12 protein-coding genes are annotated in these 17,234 nt (G+C 64.7%); 7 read left to right on the top strand and 5 right to left on the bottom strand.

From position 1 onward, the window contains the following. Positions 1-160 precede the first annotated feature (160 nt). Genes VK792_RS18220 through VK792_RS18210 form a run of 3 tightly spaced genes read left to right on the top strand, consistent with a single transcriptional unit; the run spans position 161 to position 4,261 of the window. A complete protein-coding gene (locus VK792_RS18220) occupies positions 161-1,183 on the top strand; it encodes a cysteine synthase A (protein ID WP_326299302.1) in 1,023 nt (340 codons plus the stop codon). A 1-nt stretch (position 1,184) separates the two neighbouring features. Further along, positions 1,185-3,545, top strand: coding sequence for a DUF3772 domain-containing protein (locus VK792_RS18215; RefSeq protein ID WP_326299301.1), 2,361 nt, complete (start codon positions 1,185-1,187; stop codon positions 3,543-3,545). After that, complete coding sequence (locus VK792_RS18210) at positions 3,542-4,261, top strand: alanyl-tRNA editing protein (protein ID WP_326299300.1); 720 nt, start codon at positions 3,542-3,544, stop codon at positions 4,259-4,261. The genes VK792_RS18215 and VK792_RS18210 overlap by 4 nt, the downstream gene beginning before the upstream one ends. Before the next feature lie 119 nt (positions 4,262-4,380). Here the strand turns inward: VK792_RS18210 and VK792_RS18205 are convergent, their stop codons facing one another. Next, on the bottom strand, positions 4,381-5,646 hold the full coding sequence (locus VK792_RS18205) for a glycerate kinase type-2 family protein (protein WP_326299299.1): 1,266 nt from the start codon (positions 5,644-5,646) through the stop codon (positions 4,381-4,383). A 259-nt stretch (positions 5,647-5,905) separates the two neighbouring features. Here VK792_RS18205 and VK792_RS18200 point away from each other — a divergent pair, with 259 nt between their 5' ends. Then, positions 5,906-7,201, top strand: a complete 1,296-nt coding sequence (locus VK792_RS18200) for a DUF3422 family protein (protein WP_326299298.1) — start codon at positions 5,906-5,908, stop codon at positions 7,199-7,201. A gap of 104 nt (positions 7,202-7,305) precedes the next feature. On the opposite strand, the gene VK792_RS18195 is transcribed toward VK792_RS18200, so the two are convergent. From VK792_RS18195 to VK792_RS18180, 4 genes are all read right to left on the bottom strand, one after another. Then, positions 7,306-8,331 (bottom strand): YeeE/YedE family protein, encoded by a 1,026-nt coding sequence (locus VK792_RS18195; protein ID WP_326299297.1) that lies wholly within the window; start codon positions 8,329-8,331, stop codon positions 7,306-7,308. 223 nt (positions 8,332-8,554) lie between these two features. Further along, the gene (locus tag VK792_RS18190) at positions 8,555-9,529 is read right to left on the bottom strand and encodes an ABC transporter permease (protein WP_326299296.1); all 975 of its coding nucleotides are present in this window, start codon (positions 9,527-9,529) and stop codon (positions 8,555-8,557) included. Beyond that, positions 9,522-10,559 carry an ABC transporter permease gene (locus tag VK792_RS18185; protein WP_326299295.1) on the bottom strand — a complete coding sequence of 346 codons (1,038 nt, stop codon included), beginning with the start codon at positions 10,557-10,559 and terminating at the stop codon, positions 9,522-9,524. Before VK792_RS18185 ends, VK792_RS18190 begins: the two co-directional genes overlap by 8 nt. A gap of 112 nt (positions 10,560-10,671) precedes the next feature. Further along, positions 10,672-12,375: a peptide ABC transporter substrate-binding protein gene (locus tag VK792_RS18180; protein WP_326299294.1), complete on the bottom strand. Its 1,704-nt coding sequence runs from the start codon at positions 12,373-12,375 to the stop codon at positions 10,672-10,674. Positions 12,376-12,633: 258 nt separating this feature from the next. On the opposite strand from VK792_RS18180, the gene VK792_RS18175 reads away from it, so the two are divergent. The 3 genes from VK792_RS18175 (at position 12,634) to VK792_RS18165 (ending at position 17,085) form a co-directional block, all read left to right on the top strand. Continuing rightward, positions 12,634-14,454, top strand: coding sequence for an ABC transporter ATP-binding protein (locus VK792_RS18175; RefSeq protein ID WP_326299293.1), 1,821 nt, complete (start codon positions 12,634-12,636; stop codon positions 14,452-14,454). Positions 14,455-14,547: 93 nt separating this feature from the next. Then, positions 14,548-15,714, top strand: a complete 1,167-nt coding sequence (argE, locus tag VK792_RS18170; protein WP_326299292.1) for an acetylornithine deacetylase — start codon at positions 14,548-14,550, stop codon at positions 15,712-15,714. A gap of 24 nt (positions 15,715-15,738) precedes the next feature. Further along, the gene (locus VK792_RS18165) at positions 15,739-17,085 is read left to right on the top strand and encodes an NAD(P)/FAD-dependent oxidoreductase (protein ID WP_326299291.1); all 1,347 of its coding nucleotides are present in this window, start codon (positions 15,739-15,741) and stop codon (positions 17,083-17,085) included. The last annotated feature ends 149 nt before the right edge of the window (positions 17,086-17,234 follow it).

Here is a 17,234-nt window from a genome sequence, read left to right as displayed (position 1 = left end):
GTTTGGCGGGCAGACCCCAACGACATCATCGCCGCAAGAAATCGAGGGTTCCAAATGTTGGATTCAATCCACTAGGCTCTGCCGTCCACGGGGCATTGAGTTCCCGCCCGCCGGGCCCTACACCTGAGGGGGAGAGGAACCGCAGCGAAGGAGCAGCCCCATGCGTGTCGCGAATGACCTGGCGCAAGCCATCGGCAATACGCCATTGATCAAGCTGAAGAAAGCCAGCGAGCTGACCGGCTGCACCATTCTGGGCAAGGCCGAATTTCTGAACCCCGGCCAGTCGGTCAAGGACCGTGCCGCGCTGTACATCATCCGCGACGCGGTGGCGAAGGGGCAACTGGCGCCGGGCGGTACCATCGTCGAAGGCACCGCCGGGAACACCGGGATCGGGCTGGCGCTGGTGGGATCGTCCATGGGCTTTCGCACGGTGATCGTGATCCCCGAAACCCAAAGCCAGGAAAAGAAGGACATGCTGCGCCTTGCCGGGGCGGAACTGATCGAGGTTCCGGCGGTGCCCTATGCCGACCCCAACAATTACGTCAAGTATTCCGGGCGGCTTGCCGAACGGCTGGCGCAATCCGAAGCGAACGGGGCGATCTGGGCCAACCAGTTCGACAACGTGGCGAACCGGCAGTCGCACATCGAAACCACTGGCCCCGAGATCTGGGACCAGACCGGCGGCAAGGTCGACGGGTTCATCTGCGCGGTGGGCTCTGGCGGCACGTTCGCCGGTGTCGGCATGGCGCTGCAGCCCAAGGGCGTGAAAATCGGGCTGGCCGATCCCGAAGGCGCGGGACTTTACAAGCTGTATACCGGGCTGGACAACCCCGGCAGTTCGATCACCGAAGGCATCGGGCAGGGCCGGATCACCGCCAACCTGGAAGGGTTCACCCCCGATTTCACCTATCGCATCCCGGATGCCGAGGCGCTGCCGGTGGTGTTCGACCTGTTGTCCGAAGAGGGGCTGTGCCTGGGCGGGTCGTCCGGTGTGAACGTCGCCGGTGCGATCCGCATGGCACAGGACATGGGGCCGGGCCACACCATCGTGACGATCCTGTGCGACTTTGGCACACGGTACCAGTCGAAGCTGTTCAACCCGAAATTCCTGGCGGAAAAGGGGTTGCCACTTCCGGGATGGCTGACCCGCGAACCGTCCGAAATTCCAGAGGTTTACGCATAATATGACGCATTTCCTGCGCGGCTTTGCCGCCCTGTGCCTGACCTTTTTGCTTTGGGTCGGCGCCGGCCTGGCCCAGACTGACATCGACTATGACGCCTGGACGAAACTGGCGACCCGCGCCGAAGACGTGATCGAAGCCGGTCGTGCGTCGGATGCTGCGCTGGAACAACTGCGTGCTGAAATCGCGACCTATCGCGAAACGTTCCTGTCGGCACAATCGACCAGCTCCGACCGGATTTCGACCCTTCAGGCGCAGCTTGACGCGCTTGGCCCGGTACCAGAGGACGGTACCGAAGACGCCGAAATCGCCGCCCGCCGGACAGAGCTGACCGATCAACTGGCACGCCTGCGAACACCGGTGCAACGCGCGGTCGAGGCCTACAGCCGGGCCGATGGCCTGATCCGGGAAATCGACACCATGATCCGGTCGCGGCAGACCGATGCGCTGCTGGAACTGGGGCCATCGCCGTTGAATCCGCAACGCTGGGCCCCCGCGCTCGAAGAACTGGTTGGCGCCATGTACAGCGTGCTGGGCGAAGTCACCAACGCGTGGAAATCCGACGTCAAGCAGGCCGAGATGCGCAGCAACCTGCCGCTGATCATCACGCTGGTGCTGTTTGCCATCGTGCTGGTGCTGCGCGGGCGGCGCTGGATCGGGCGGGCCGTGGAATACTTGCGTGGCAAGACCAGACGTGGAACCGGAGTCTGGAGCTTCATCGTTTCTCTCGGGATGATCCTGTTGCCATTGCTGGGGCTTGTTGCGCTGACCAACGCGGCCGAGGCGACGGGCATGTTCGGCACCCGCGGGCTGATCCTTTTGCAGCATGTGCCCGCGCTGGGGGCGATCCTGCTGTTCATCCGCTGGCTTGCCGACCAAAGCTTTCACCGCGACGACGAAATCGCCACGGTACATTTCGAGGCCACGCGCCGCATCGAGGCGCGCGCCTATTTCTCGCTCTTCGGGGTGCTTCTTGCCATGCGCGGCCTGCTGAATGCGCTGGCCACGACCGCGAATTTCGAACCCGACCTTCTGGCCGTCATGGATTTCCCGATCCTGTTGGTCTGCGCGCTGTTCCTGTTCCGCTTCGGCCAGCTTCTGACCGGTATCGGGCGCCATCACCCCGAAGATGCCGAGCCGCTGTCCGAGGTCGCGCAGTTCCGCAATGGCCTTGCGCGGCTGGCCGGGCGCATCACCATGGGCGTTGCCGTGGTCGGCCCGGTGATGTCGGGTATCGGCTATACCAATGCGGGCACCGCGATGGTTTATCCGACGGTCCTGTCGCTCTGCCTTGCCGGGGTTGTCTTGATCCTGCAACGGTTCGTCAACGATCTCTATCGCATGGCGACCGACAAGTCGGTGAGCGAGGCGGCCAGCCTTCTGCCGGTGCTGGCGGGCTTTCTGCTGGTGTTGCTGGCTCTGCCGGTGCTGGCGCTGATCTGGGGCGCGCGCGTCGCCGACCTGACGGAACTCTGGACCCGGTTCCAGGAGGGGTTCCAGATGGGTGACACGCGAATTTCGCCCTCTGATTTCCTCACCTTCGCGATCGTCTTTTCCATTGGTTATTTCGCGACGCGGCTGCTGCAAAAGGGGCTGCGCACCTCGGTGCTGCCGCGCACCAGGATCGACGTCGGCGGGCAGAATGCGATCACTTCGGGCGTCGGTTACCTTGGCATATTCCTCGCGGCCCTGGTGGCGATCACCAGCGCGGGGCTCGACCTGTCCAATCTTGCCATCGTTGCCGGTGCCTTGTCGGTCGGCATCGGTTTCGGCCTTCAGAACATCGTGTCGAACTTTGTCTCGGGCATCATCCTGCTGATCGAGCGCCCGATCGGTGAAGGGGACTGGATCGAGGTCGGCGGCCAGCATGGCATCGTGCGCGATATTTCCGTTCGCTCGACCCGGATCGAGACCTTCGACAAGTTCGACGTGATCGTGCCCAACGCCGACCTGGTCAGCGGCCAGGTGCGCAACTACACCCGCGGAAATCTGCTGGGCCGGATCATCGTCGAGGTGGGCGTGGCCTATGGCACCGATACCCGCAAGGTCGAAAAGATCCTGCTGGATATCGCCAGGCGCCACGACGCGGTGATGCTGAACCCCGCACCGGGGGTGGATTTCATGGGCTTCGGCGCGGATTCGCTCGATTTCCGCGTTCGCGCCGTGCTGCACGACATCAACCAGGGGTTGGCTGTACGTACCGAAATGCGCCACCAGATCGTCGAAGCGTTTGCCCGGGAAGGCATCGAGATTCCCTTTGCACAGCGCGATGTCTGGATCCGCAACCCAGAGGCGCTGGTCGGAAAACAGGCACCGGTCCCGGAGCCCAGGCCAGAGCCCCAGAAAGACGAGGACAACGCATGACAGAGCCGCTTTTCCGCGACGACGCCTATCTGCGAGAGGCAGAGGCCAGGGTCACGGCCCACACACCCGAAGGCGGGATCGTGCTGGACAGGACGGTGTTTTATGCCAAGGGCGGCGGCCAGCCCGGCGACAGCGGGCGGCTGGCCTGGCCCGGCGGGGCGCTTGAAATCGCCACGGCGGTCAAGGGGGACGGCGACGATATCGTTCTGGTCCCGGCAGAGCCCACGCCGTTGCCGCCGGTCGGCACCATGGTGCAGCAGACGCTCGACTGGGACCGTCGCCACCGCCACATGCGTATCCATACTGCACTGCACCTGCTGTCGGTGGTGCTGCCCTATGGCGTGACCGGCGGCGCGATTGCCGCGGATCGCGGGCGGCTCGACTTCAACATGCCCGAGGCGCCGGGGGACCGCGACGCGATCGAGGCACGGCTGAACGCGCTGGTCGATCTCGACCTGCCGGTGACCGAAGACTGGATCACCGAGGCCGATCTTGATGCCCGCCCGGAACTGGTCAAGACCATGTCGGTCAGCCCGCCGCGCGGCCAGGGCCGGGTGCGGCTGGTACGGATCGGGCACGGCGATGCCCAGGTCGATCTGCAACCCTGCGGCGGCACCCATGTTGCCCGCACCGCTGAAATCGGCGCGCTGAAGCTTGGCAAGCTCGAAAACAAGGGCAAGCAGAACCGCCGCGTCACGATCCTGTTCGACGACTGATCCAGACTTTCCTGCCCATCATCTTGCCCGAAATATCCTCGGGGGAGCGCGAGGGGGCAGACAGCCCCCTCGCTGTCTGCCGTGGATACACGCAAGCGCCGGGACAGGCGCTGCCGGCATCAGGCCTCTCTGGAGGCCTCTCTGGGCCGCAAGAGCAGCGCCTGAACATCCGCCACATTGGTCCCCGTCGCCGCCGTGATCAGAAGATCCCCGGCCAACCTGAGGGCCGCGTAACTGTCATTGTTGGCCAACAGCGCCCGCGCATCTCCGCCCGCTTGCGCGATCCGCGCCACGGTTCCGGCATCCACGATCCCGCCCGCGGCATCGGTGGGCCCGTCGCGGCCATCCGTACCGCCCGACAGGAACAGCCAGTCGAACCCGACCGCCGGTGCGCCCATGGCCACCCGCAGCGCCAGTTCCTGATTGCGCCCGCCCCGCCCGTTTCCGGTCAGTCGAACGGTGGTTTCACCCCCGAACAGCAGGATGCGCGGGGTCTTGGGGGTCTTGAACTGGGCCAGAACGACAGCGGCGGCCTCGGCCACGTCACCCTCCAGCCGGTCGTTGATGATCTCGGCCCGGTCCGGCGCCACGGCCTGCATCGCTTCCAGCGAGTGCCGGTTCGACCCGATCAGCGTGTTGGTCGCGCTGGGCAGGGGGGCGTTGGCACCGGTCCTGTCCAGTACGGTGCGCGCTGCGGCGGGCAGGGCATCCCACAACCTGCGGTCCTGCAACAGGGCCCTGGCCTCTGTCGCGCTGCCGACGGGGCCGACCGTGGGCCCGCTGGCGATCACCCGCAGGTCGTCACCGATCACGTCGGACAGCAGGTAGGCCGTCACCGGGGCAGGGGCCGCACGGCGCAGAAAGCCCCCGCCTTTCAACTGCGACAGGTTCTGCCGCACCAGGTTCATCGCGGTGATGTCAAGCCCGCCGCCCAGCAGCACCCTGTTCACCTCGGCCTTGTCCGCCAGCGTCAGGCCCGGCACCGGCGCGGGCAAGAGCGCAGAGCCGCCGCCCGAGATCAATGCAATCACCGCGTCGTCCGGCCCGGCGCTGTCCAGCAGGTCCATGACAGCGGTTGCAGCTTGCAGCCCGGCGGCGTCCGGCACCGGATGGCCAGCGCGCATCACGCGAGCGCCCGGGGCGTCCTCGGGGTTTTCGTGATGGGTGACGACCAGCGCCTCGACCGGGCCGGGGACATGGGGCAGGGTCGCGGTCATCATCGCGGGGGCGGCCTTGCCCACCGCGATCACGATGCTGCGCCCTTTGGGCGTGGGCAGTGGCGTGTGTCCCAGGGCGCGCGCCATCGCACGCGCCGGATCGGCGGCGGCAACGGCGGCGTCGAACAGGGTACGCGCGGTCTGGCGCAGGTCTTGGGTGTCGGTCATCAGGTGTCCTCCAGTCCTGCCAGATGGGCGGTTGAAACCGGTTTCGTCAAGCCCGCGCCCCCTGGCGCCGTGCCTTTCCCGCCACAGGGGGCGGACAAGGCGCCATGCGCCAAGCCCCTGAAATCCCTGCCTTTGGCGCAAACACCTGCCCTGGTATGCGATTTCATCCTGATAAGTCCCTGAATCCAAAGCTCTTCCCGCTTTACATTCCGGCCCCCGGGACTAGGCTCGGAACCGTTTTCATCTGTCGGATCGCCCAATGCCGCCCATCCAGGATCATCCGCTGCGCTATGCCCTTGCCAACGAGCTGCACGCGCGCCCCTTCCCGTCGCTCAAGACCCCCTGCCGGGCGGTCTACCTGGCGGTCAAGAAACAGGTCGGCGCGGTTACCCGCGACCGCGAGGAGGACCGTCGCCACCTGATCGCGCTGCTGGACCGCTATGGCACCCAGCACCCGCAGCCCGGCACCACGCACTTTTCCGGCCAGATCGGCCAGCACATGCTGAAATGGGAACAGCATACGGAATTCGTGACCTACACGGTGTTCATGGACGGGGTGGGCGATCGGCCCTTCGATCCCGCGGATTTCGATGTCTTTCCCGATGACTGGTTGGATCAGGCCCCCGGCTTCCGGCTGACCTCGGCGCTGATCCGGGTTGCGGAGCGGCCCGCGGACGAAGCGCAGATCGACGCGGAATTGCAGAAAACCTTTGTCCAGGAAAGCCTGGCCGCCAGCCGGGTGATCGACGACGAGGCCGTGGTGGGCACCGATTTCCGCATCGATCCGGCCGGGCAGATGCGCTTTGCCGTCTATGCCAACCCCGGGATCGGCGCGCGCCGCGTGGGCCGGATCGTACAGCGCCTGTGCGAGGTCGAGACCTACAAGGCGATGTCGATGCTGGGGTTTTCGCGGGTGCGCCAGATCTCGCCCCGGATGGGCGAAATCGACGATGAGTTGACGCGGCTGATGTCGGACATGACCCAGAGCGTGGCCCAGCCCGAGCAGACGCTGAAGGCGCTGTTGTCGGTGTCCGAGGAACTGGAGAGTCTGTCAGCGCAGATGTCGTTTCGGTTCGGCGCGACCGAGGCCTACGAGGCGCTGGTGGCGCAGCGGATCCAGGTGCTGCGCGAAGACCGGTTCCGTGGGCGGCAGAGTTTTCGCGAGTTCATGGCCCGGCGCTATGACCCGGCGATGCGCACGGTGAAATCGGCGCGTGGGCGGCTTGAAACCATGTCGAATCGCGCGATGCGGGCAGGCGATCTGCTGCGCACCCGGGTCGAGGTGCAGCGGTCGGCCCAGAACCAGCAACTGCTGGAAAGCATGAACCAGAGGGCGGACCTGCAACTGCGGCTGCAAAAGACCGTCGAGGGGCTGTCGGTGGTGGCGATCAGTTACTACGCCGTGTCGCTGGCGGGATATGTCCTTTATCCGCTGAGTGGGGTGACGGGTCTGTCCAAGGGGATGATCACGGCGATGGTGACGCCAGTGGTTGTGCTGGCTGTCTGGCTGATGATCCGGCGCATACATCACAAGATCGAAAAAGACGGGCACTGATTCCCGGCGGCGTGGCGGGTGTCGGGCGCGAGAGGGGGCGTTGCCCTCTCTTGCCCCTGCGGGGCAATTCACCCCCAGAGTATTTGCTGGAAAGATGAAAGGGGCTATTCGGCGGGGACGGCCGGCGTCGCGCTGCGCGAGGTCAGCAAGGCGTTGGTGAGCCAGGCTCCGCTGACAATGGCAGCAAGGGCCAGCGCCGCCGCGATGCCAAGCGTCGGGAGGCCTGCGAGGCCTGCTCCGACGCTGCAGCCTCCGGCGAGAACACCGCCGATGCCCATCAGCGCCCCGCCAGCCAGGCTGCGACCGGTTTGATCCGGGGAGGTAAAGCTTTGCCAGTGACTGCGGCGGCCGAGAGCGGCCGAGGCGGCGGCGCCGAGGAAGACACCCGCGACAAGACCCACGCCGAACCCTGGTGCCACGGCGGTGGCGGCAGAGGACCAGAACAGCGTTTCGGCAAAAGGTGCGGTGAAGGCGAGGCTTTCGAAGGCCACCGGGTCAAAATCGTCCTGAAAGACGAACCCTGTGCCGACCCAGGCCAGAGGCACAAGCGCGCCAAGCAGCGCGGCGGTGACCAGGGTAGAGGCCCGGTTGCCGGAGCGCAGGGCAAAGGCCAATGCCGCCAGGCCGAGCAGCGGGGCGAGGACGGGAGGCAGGGCACCGCCCAGCGGAACCGTCACCTGCGCGAGCACCTGCGGGATCGGGGCCAGCACACCTGAAATCGTGGCTTTGGCGGTGATGGCAAAGACGCCGAGCGCGATCAGCGCGCGCAGGTTGCCGGTGCCCGCCAGCACCGTCAGGCGCGACGCGCAGCCGCGCGCCAGCACCATACCCGCGCCGAACAGGAGGCCGCCGGTCAGGATCGCGGCAAGCGGCAGGTCTGGTGCATGGAACCGGTGGTCGGCGAAACCGATCCAGCCCAGGGCCACGGCGCCCTGGGTGCCCAGGATCGCCACCGCGAGCGCGATCAACCAGACTCCGGCGGCTTGACGACGGTCCTGTCCCACCACGGCGCGGCGCAGGCAGAAGCGCGTGCGCTCTGCAAAAAGCCCGAAGGCAGCGCCCAGGACAAGGCCGAACACGACGACCGCCTGCGGCGCGGTCAGGAGGGTGATGCCGAGGGATTCAAACATTGCGGGTCTCCGTCGAAAGGGAACGGTTTCCCGAATGGCGTCAAATTCCCCGGCGATCAAGCGGTCCCGGGGGAGCCCGAGGCCACTGCGTCGGAAGGATTTCCCGGGTTTTCGGCTCTGATCGAAACGGCGGTCTGCGGCCGGGTGGCTGCTGGAACGAAATCGCCGCCCGAGAGGTCCCCGGCGGCGGTTGTCCTTATTTGACGATTTCGGCTGCGCTGGCCTATCGCCCGCGGATCCGTGGGTCGAGCGCGTCGCGCAAGCCGTCGCCCAGATAGTTCACACTGAGCACGGTCAGCGAAATCGCGATCCCCGGCAGCATCACCCGTTCGGGGAAATCCTCCATCCGCTGAACCGCGTCGGCCAGCATCTTGCCCCAGGTCGGGAAGTCGGAGGGGAAGCCGACGCCAAGGAAGCTGAGCGCGGATTCGGTGATGATCGCGGTGGCCAGGCCCAGCGTGGCCGACACCATGATCGGGGACAACACGTTGGGCAGAAGGTGGCGGTTGATGATCCGGTAAGGCGTGGTGCCGATCGAGCGGGCGGCCAGTACGAATTCACGTTCCTTGAGCGCTAGCACATCCCCGCGCACGATCCGTGCGGTGGGCATCCAGCTTGTGATGCCAACAATGCCGACGATCAGGATGAACATGCCGCCCTCTGGTCCGAAGGCTGCGCGCAGGGGTTGCCGGAACAGCGTCACCGCGACCAGCAGAAGCGGCAGGATCGGCAGCGACAGGAACAGGTCGGTGAGTCGCATCAGCACGCCGTCCAGCTTCTTGAAATAGCCTGCGGCGACACCGATGGCGGTGCCGATCATCAGCGACAGCACCATGGCGGCCCAGCCAACCGCCATCGAGGCGCGCCCGCCCGCCAGCATCTGCGCCAGCGTATCGCGGCCGAGCTGGTCGGACCCCAGTGGTTTGTTCCAGCCGACTTTGGCCGTGCTGTCCCAGATCGCGGTGTAGATCGGGCGCATGTCCTTGTTGCGGATGTCGAGCTTTTGCGGATCGACCTGCCAGATATAGGGGCCCAGCAGCACCGCCAGCGTGATGAGCAGCAAAAAGCCACCACCAAAAACCGCGCCCTTGTGCTTGCGGAACTGGCGCCAGACATCAACCCATTGGCTGTGCGGAGGCTCGCTCGGGCCCTTGTCCTTGAGCGCTTCGATCGGGGTGGGGGTGGTGGCCTCAGTCATAGCGGATCCGGGGGTCGAGAATGCCGTAGAGGATATCGGCAATCAGGTTGAAGAGGACGATCAGGAAGGCAAAGATGAAGGTCAGGGTCATCACCATCGGCAGATCGTTCGCAAACAGCGCGGTGATCAGCAACTGGCCGATGCCGTTCACCTTGAACACGTTTTCCGTAATGATGGCACCGCCGAAGATGCCTGGCACCCCCAACGCGATGACGGTGACCACCGGGATCATCGAGTTGCGCAGGACGTGCACCATGACGACAACCGCTTCGGACAGGCCCTTGGCACGGGCGGTGCGGACGTAATCCTGGTTCAGGTTGTCCAGCATCGACGCCCGCATATAGCGGCTGATCTGGGCCGTGGTTTGCAGCGCAAGCACCATCACCGGCATGATCATCTGTTGCAGTTGGACCTTGAAACTGGCCCAGTCGTTGACAACCAGAGTGGTGTCATAGATCGACGGGAACCACCCCAACTGGACCGAGAAGATCACGATCAGCAGCGGGCCGGTGAAGAACGGCGGGATCGAAAAACCGACCATGGTGATGAACGTGCCGGCCTGATCGAAGACCGAATACTGGCGGTAGGCCGAATAGATGCCGATGGGCAGGGCGATCAGGATACCGACGATGTAGGACAGGCCGACAACCCAAAGTGTCTGCGGGATGCGCTGCACCACGATATCCATGACCGGGCTGCGGGTCTGCCATGACAGAACGCGCTGCTCGCTATTATAGAGAGAGGTGTCAGGCAGCCAGCCCAGCAGCGACGAGGAATTCGTCAGGTAGTCGATGAAGACCTTGGGTTCGGTCCAGAACACCTGAACCAGCCATTTCCAGTATTGCACCAGCGGTGGCTGACCCAGGCCAAGTGCCTCGCGCATCTTTTGCTTGACCTCTGGCGGGACGGTCAGGGGAACCTGGGCCATCGGATCGCCGGGGGCCAGTTGCAGCAACATGAAGATCACGAAACTGATGAACAGAAGCGTCGGGATCGCAAGAACCGAACGACGGGCGGCAAAAGTCAGCATCTAGGCGGCGCCTCGGGACATGAGTTTTGGTTGGGGAGAAAGGGCAGGGCAGGCAAAATCGCCCGCCCTGCGGGATCGGGCGCAGGGCGGGCAAAGGCCCGCCCTGGCTGCATCACTTGATGCGGTACCAATCGGCCACGTTCCAGAGTTCGCTGTCCCAGGTGTTCAGGACAACACCACCCAGCGTGTTGGAATGCGCCGAAACACGGCCACGGTCCACCAGCGGCAGGATCGTGTAGGTGTCTTTGGTCAGCATGTCGTTCATCTTCTTGGCCAGTTCGCCGCGCTTTTCGAGCGAGCCGGTCCGGGCCAGTTCGTCGATCAGTTCGTCATAGGCGGGATCGCAGAAACGGTTGATGTTCTCACCCTGCCACTGGCTGGACGGCTTCGGTTCGTTGCCGCAGCGGTACATTGCCAGATAGGCCTGCGGGTCGGTGCCGTCGAAGTTGTTGGCGTACATTTCGACGTCGGCGTAGAACTTCTGGAAGGTGTCGGGCGAACCCGGGTCACCGCCGAAGAAGACCGATGCGTCGATGTTGCGGAGTTCGGTTTCAACACCGATCTCGCCCCACCATTCCTTGATCAGCGCCTGGAAGTCCTGACGGACGGCATTGGTCGACGTCTGATACAGGACAGACAGCTTGACGCCGTCTTTTTCGCGGATGCCGTCGCCATCGCTGTCGACATAGCCTGCGCTTTCCAGCAGCGCCTTGGCGCCTTCGATGTCCTGCGTCAGGCAGTCGGTGTTGTCAGACGCATAGAGCGCCGGGGCCGGCACCAGGTTACAGGTCGGACGACCGGCCTCGCCATAGCCGACTTCCACCAGCAGTTCGCGGTCGATGGCCATCGACAGTGCCTTGCGCACGTTGAGGTCCGACAGGAATGGGTGCGGTTCCGCTACGGTGGAACGGGTTTCCGGCGGCAGGTCCGGCGACGGGTTGGTCAGGTTCATCTCCAGACGCTCGACCAGGGTGCCGAAGGCGGCCACGGTGGTGCCTTTGCCGCCTTCTGCCATGCGGGCCAGAACGTCGGGTGCCAGCTGTAGGTTCCAGGCATAATCGTATTCGCCGGTTTCCAGAACCGCGCGGCCCGCTGCGGTGGCGTCGCCGCCGCCCTTGAAGGTCAGGGTCGCGAAAGCAGGCTTGGCCGGGTCACGATAGTTCGGGTTCGCTTCCATCTGGATCACGTCGTTCGGACGGAAGTCGGTGACAACGAACGGGCCGGTGCCGATCGGGCCAAAGTTGGCCTCGGTGCAGTTCGGGGCAGCGGCGCCCATGCAGTTTTCAAACTGCGCCTTCTGGATGATCGGCGACTCGCCGCCCATGAAGGCGCTGTAGGGGTTCGGCTTGGGCTGGTTGAAGGTGACCACAACGGTCAGATCGTCCATCGCCTCGACCTTTTCGACACCGTCGAACTTGGCCAGCTGGGCGCAACCGCCTTCGGGATGCATGCAGTATTCCGCGGTAAAGACCACGTCGGCCGAGGTCACCGGCGTGCCGTCGGACCATTTCAGGCCCTCTTTCAGCTTCCAGGTGATCTGGGTCAGGTCGGCGCTGACCCCGCCGTTTTCCACGGTCGGGATTTCTGCTGCCAGGTACGGCACCAGGGCACCGTTCTGGTCGTAACGGCCCAGCGGTTCGACGATCAAAGAGGCCGATTCCAGATCCTTGGTGCCGCCCGACAGATAGGGGTTCAGGATCGAGGGCGCCTGCCAGTAGATGATGTTGACGTGGCCGTCTGCGCCGCGTTCCGCGAATGCAGCCGGGGCCAGACCCACCGAGGCAACAGCCCCCAGCAATACGGTCTTAAGCTTCATTTTTCTCTCCTTGTTGGACCCGAGTTGTTCGGTGTCACAGGTTTCTCGTGGGAACACAGAATGCACCCGACCGATGGCAACGCCGGATTTTTCCGGTCGTTCCAAGGTAAACTGGATGCGTGGCATTCCCCCTGTAGCGTCATCCAAACAGCTTCTGCGCAAATTGCAAGCCTTTGCCTTACGGAAAGGCACCCCGGGGTTTGACACTGCCTAAATCCTGTCGGTAGCGTGCAGGAACACACAGATGGGGAACTCTTCATGCTCGACAACACAATCGCCCGCATCGAAAATCTGCGGGTCGAATTCGAGACGAAAAACGGCACAGTCGTTGGTGTCGAAGACGTTTCTTTCGACGTAAAGCCGGGCGAAACCGTCTGTATCGTTGGCGAATCGGGGTCTGGCAAATCGGTTTCCTCGCTGGCGCTGATGCGCCTGATCGAGTTTGGCGGCGGGGATATCGCCGGTGGCCGCCTACTTTTTGAGCGCAAGGAAGGCGGCGAAATCGACCTTGCCACCACCGACCAGGACCTGATGCGCACGATCCGCGGCAACGAGATCGGCATGATCTTCCAAGAGCCCATGACCGCGCTGAACCCGGTGTTCACCGTCGGCAAGCAGTTGACCGAAGGGCTGCGCCTGCACATGGGGATGAGCCGGGACGCCGCCGAAGCCCGCGCGCTTGACCTGCTGAAACAGGTGCGCATCCCCGAACCCGAACGCCGCCTGAAGCAGTATCCGCACGAATTGTCTGGCGGCATGCGGCAACGCGTCGTGATCGCCATGGCGCTGGCCTGCGAACCGCGCCTGCTGATCGCCGATGAGCCGACCACCGCGCTTGACGTGACGATCCAGGCCGAAATCCTGGCGTTGATGGACCGGCTGAAGCGCGAAACCGGCACCGCAGTGATGTTCATCACCCACGATATGGCCGTGGTCGCGCAGATGGCCGACCGCGTCGTCGTCATGTTCCGCGGCAACAAGGTCGAAGAAGGCCCGGTCGAAGAAATCTTTGCCAACCCGCAGCACAACTACACCAAGGCGCTGCTGGCTGCGGTGCCGAAGCTGGGTGAAATGACGGGCACCGACCTGCCGACGCCGATGCGTCTTCTTGGTTCTGACGCCAGCAACGTCAAACCGATCGAAGGCACCGACGAAGTGCTGCTGGACGTCAGCCACCTGACCACGCGCTTTCCGGTCAAGGGAGGGTTTTTCCGTCGCACCATCGCCAATGTTCACGCGGTCGAAGACGTATCCTTCTCGCTCAACAAGGGGCAGACGCTCAGCCTTGTGGGGGAGTCCGGGTGCGGCAAGTCCAGCGCAGGGCGGTCGATCCTGCGCCTGGTTGAGCCGCTTTCGGGGCAAGTCGTGCTGGACGGCAAGGATATCATCGCGCTTGACCAGAAAGGGTTGCGCGATGCCCGCCGCGACATGCAGATGATCTTTCAGGATCCCTTTGCCAGCCTTAATCCGCTGCGCCAGTTGATGGACCAGGTGGCCGAACCGATGCGCAATTTCGGTACCCATTCCGGTAGCGAACTGGAAGATCGCATCGCGATGCTGTTCGACCGGGTGGAATTGCCGCGCAGCTTCATGCGCCGCTACCCGCACGAACTGTCGGGCGGTCAGCGCCAGCGGATCGCAATCGCCCGCGCGCTGGCCCTGAACCCCAAATTGATCGTCGCGGACGAGGCGGTTTCGGCGCTCGACGTGTCGGTACAGGCGCAGGTGCTGAACCTGATGATGGAACTGCAGGCCGAACTGGGCGTGTCTTACCTGTTCATCAGCCATGACATGGCCGTGGTCGAACGGGTCAGCCACAACGTCGGGGTGATGTACCTGGGCCGGATCGTGGAAATCGGCCCGCGCCGCGCGGTGTTTGAAAACCCGCAACACCCCTATACCCAGGCCCTGATGAAGGCCGTGCCGATTGCTGACCCGACCCGGCGCAAATCTGAAAAAGACCTGAATTTCAAGCCGATCCCGTCGCCGATCCACCCGGTCGATTATGAACCCGCGTTGTCGGAATACAAAGAAGTGTCGCCGGGCCACAAGGTGCTGATCACCGACAGCGGCTACTGATCCCATGTGCCGCGTCTTGGGATTTCAACCGCCCCGGTCGGTGCGGTGCTACGCTCCGCGCTCGCCCGCTCCTACTGCCTGGACCCGATTGCCATGACCACCCGCCTGACCCCGCGCCAGATCCTTGATACGCTTGTTGCATTTCCGACGGTCAGCCGCGACCCGAACCGGCCGTTGATCGAATGGGTGTCCGACTATCTCGCGTCGCATGGGATTGCATCGCAGATGTCGCTCAAATCCGATGATCCGGGCAAGGCCGGGCTTTGGGCCCATGTCGGCCCTTGGGAAGACGGGGGGATCGTGCTGTCGGGCCACACCGACGTGGTGCCGGTCGACGGTCAGGATTGGTCCACCGATCCGTTCACCATCGTCGAAAAGGACGGCAAGCTGTTCGGCCGCGGTTCGACCGATATGAAAGGCTTCGACGCACTGGCGATCTGGGCCATGGTCGAAGCCCGCTATGCGGACCTTGCGCGCCCGCTGCAACTGGCGCTGACCTATGACGAGGAAATCGGCTGCTCTGGCGCCGCAGAAGTGATCGCGGCGCTGTCCCCGACAATGCCCAAGGCGCGCGACGTGATCGTGGGCGAACCGACCCAGATGAAGGCGGTGACCGGCCACAAGGGCGGCGTCACCTGGTGGGTGCATGTGCACGGGTTCGAAATCCACAGCTCGATGATGCATCGCGGGGTCAGCGCGATCATGTACGCGGCCAAGCTGATTGACTGGGCAAATGACTTGAATGACCGGCTTATGGCGGCCGAACCAGGCCCGATCGCGGCGCTGTTCGATCCCTCTTTCACCACCGCCCATGTCGGCCAGATCCGCGGCGGCACCGCGCATAACATCACCGCCAAGGACTGCGAGTTCCAGTTCGGGTTCCGCGTCGTACCGGGCGAAGATGTCGACCGCTGGCGCCGCGTCTTCCTTGACGAGGTGGCCAAGATCGAAGCTGAAATGCAGGCAGTGCGACCGGAAACCTGGATCGAATGTATCGAAAGCTTCCACCTGCCGCCCTTCCTGCCCGAACCCGGCGGCACCGCAGAGGCGCTGGTCCGTGGTCTGACCGGTGACAATTCGGAAAACATGGTCAGCTACGGGACCGAGGCCAGCCATTTCCAGGCAGCGGGTTATTCAGCGGTGGTCTGCGGCCCTGGCAACATCGCGATGGCGCACCAGCCCGACGAATACATCACCGTGGAACAGTTCCAGGCCGGCAAAGCCTTCATGGAACGGCTGCTCGACAACATCCGGGTCTGAGCCCGGCACAAGGATCAACCGGTGATGAGCGCCTTCCCGATCTCTGAAAGCACGCCCGTCGCGCACAACGCCTCGCTGCCAGACAAGGTTGACCTGGTGGTGATCGGGGGCGGCGTCATTGGCACCTGCACCGCGCTTTTCGCCGTCCGCAAGGGACTGCACGTGGCTTTGATCGAAAAGGGGCGCATCGCGGGCGAACAATCCAGCCGCAACTGGGGCTGGATCCGCCAGCAGGGCCGGGACCCGCACGAACTGCCGATCATGATCGAGGCCAACCGCCTGTGGCGCGATCTCGCCCCGCTGACAAACCAGGACATCGGCTTGCAGCGGGTCGGGGTGACCTATCTGGCCCGCACCGACTCCGAAATGGCGGACTATGCCCTCTGGCTGCGGATCGCCCGGGCGCATGACCTGGATACCGAACTGCTGGATCGTGCGGCCCTGGCCCGGCGGTTCCCGGAACTGGCCGGCGGCTCCTACGCAGGTGCGCTTGTCACGCCGTCGGACATGAAGGCCGAGCCTTGGGTCGCGGTTCCCGCCCTGGCCCGGATCGCCGCGCGCGAAGGTGTACACATCGTCGAAAACTGCGCCGCCCGCGCCCTCGACCTGAGCGCGGGGCAGGTCGCGGGGGTTGTGACGGAAAAGGGCCGGATCCGTACCGAACAGGTCGTGCTGGCGGCGGGCGCGTGGTCGTCGCTGTTCTTGCGCCGCCATGGCGTTTCGCTCCCGCAACTTTCGGTCCGCGCGTCTGTCGCGGCCACCGAACCGCTGATCGCCCCGCATGGCGGGGCAGCCGCCGACAGCGACTTTGCCTTCCGCCCGCGCGCCGATGGGGGGCTGACGCTGGCACCCGGCGGGTTCCACGAACTGTTCCTTGGCCCCGACGCCTTTCGCGCGCTTCCGAAATTCCTCCCACAGCTCAAGACCGATCCCTTCGGCACGCGCTACCTGCCCGCTGCCCCGCGTGGCTATCCCGATGCCTGGTCGACCCCGCGCCGCTGGGCCGAGGACACGCCCAGCCCGTTCGAGGCGATCCGCGTCCTGAATCCCGCGCCCAACCGAAAGAAGCTGGACCAGGTGGCGCGCGCCTACACCCGGCTTTTCCCACAGGCGGGGCCGGTCCGGCTGCGCGCAGCCTGGGCGGGGATGATCGACACGCTGCCCGACGTGGTTCCCGTGGTCGACCGCACCCCGCTTCCCGGCCTGATCGTCGCAACCGGCATGAGCGGGCACGGATTCGGAATCGGTCCGGGCTTTGGCCGGGTTCTGGCCGATCTTGTGACCGGCGACGATCCGGGCCACGACCTGTCACGCTTTCGCTTTGATCGCTTCACCGACGGCAGCAAGATCGACCTGGGCCCGGCGCTCTAGGCATCTGCGCTTTCATCTTTCCGTCAATACTCCGGGGGTGAATGGCGGCGATGCCGCCAGAGGGGGCAGCGCCCCCCAGGGCCCCCCCCCCCCCCCCCCCCCCCCCCCCCCCCCCCCCCCCCCCCCCCCCACACAAAAAAAAAAAAAAA

The organism is Mesobacterium hydrothermale, from assembly GCF_035818635.1.
GTDB classification, from domain to species: domain Bacteria; phylum Pseudomonadota; class Alphaproteobacteria; order Rhodobacterales; family Rhodobacteraceae; genus Mesobacterium_A; species Mesobacterium_A hydrothermale.
The sequence above is the reverse complement of the archived record's forward strand: the minus strand, read 5'-3'. Positions and strand labels throughout refer to the sequence as shown.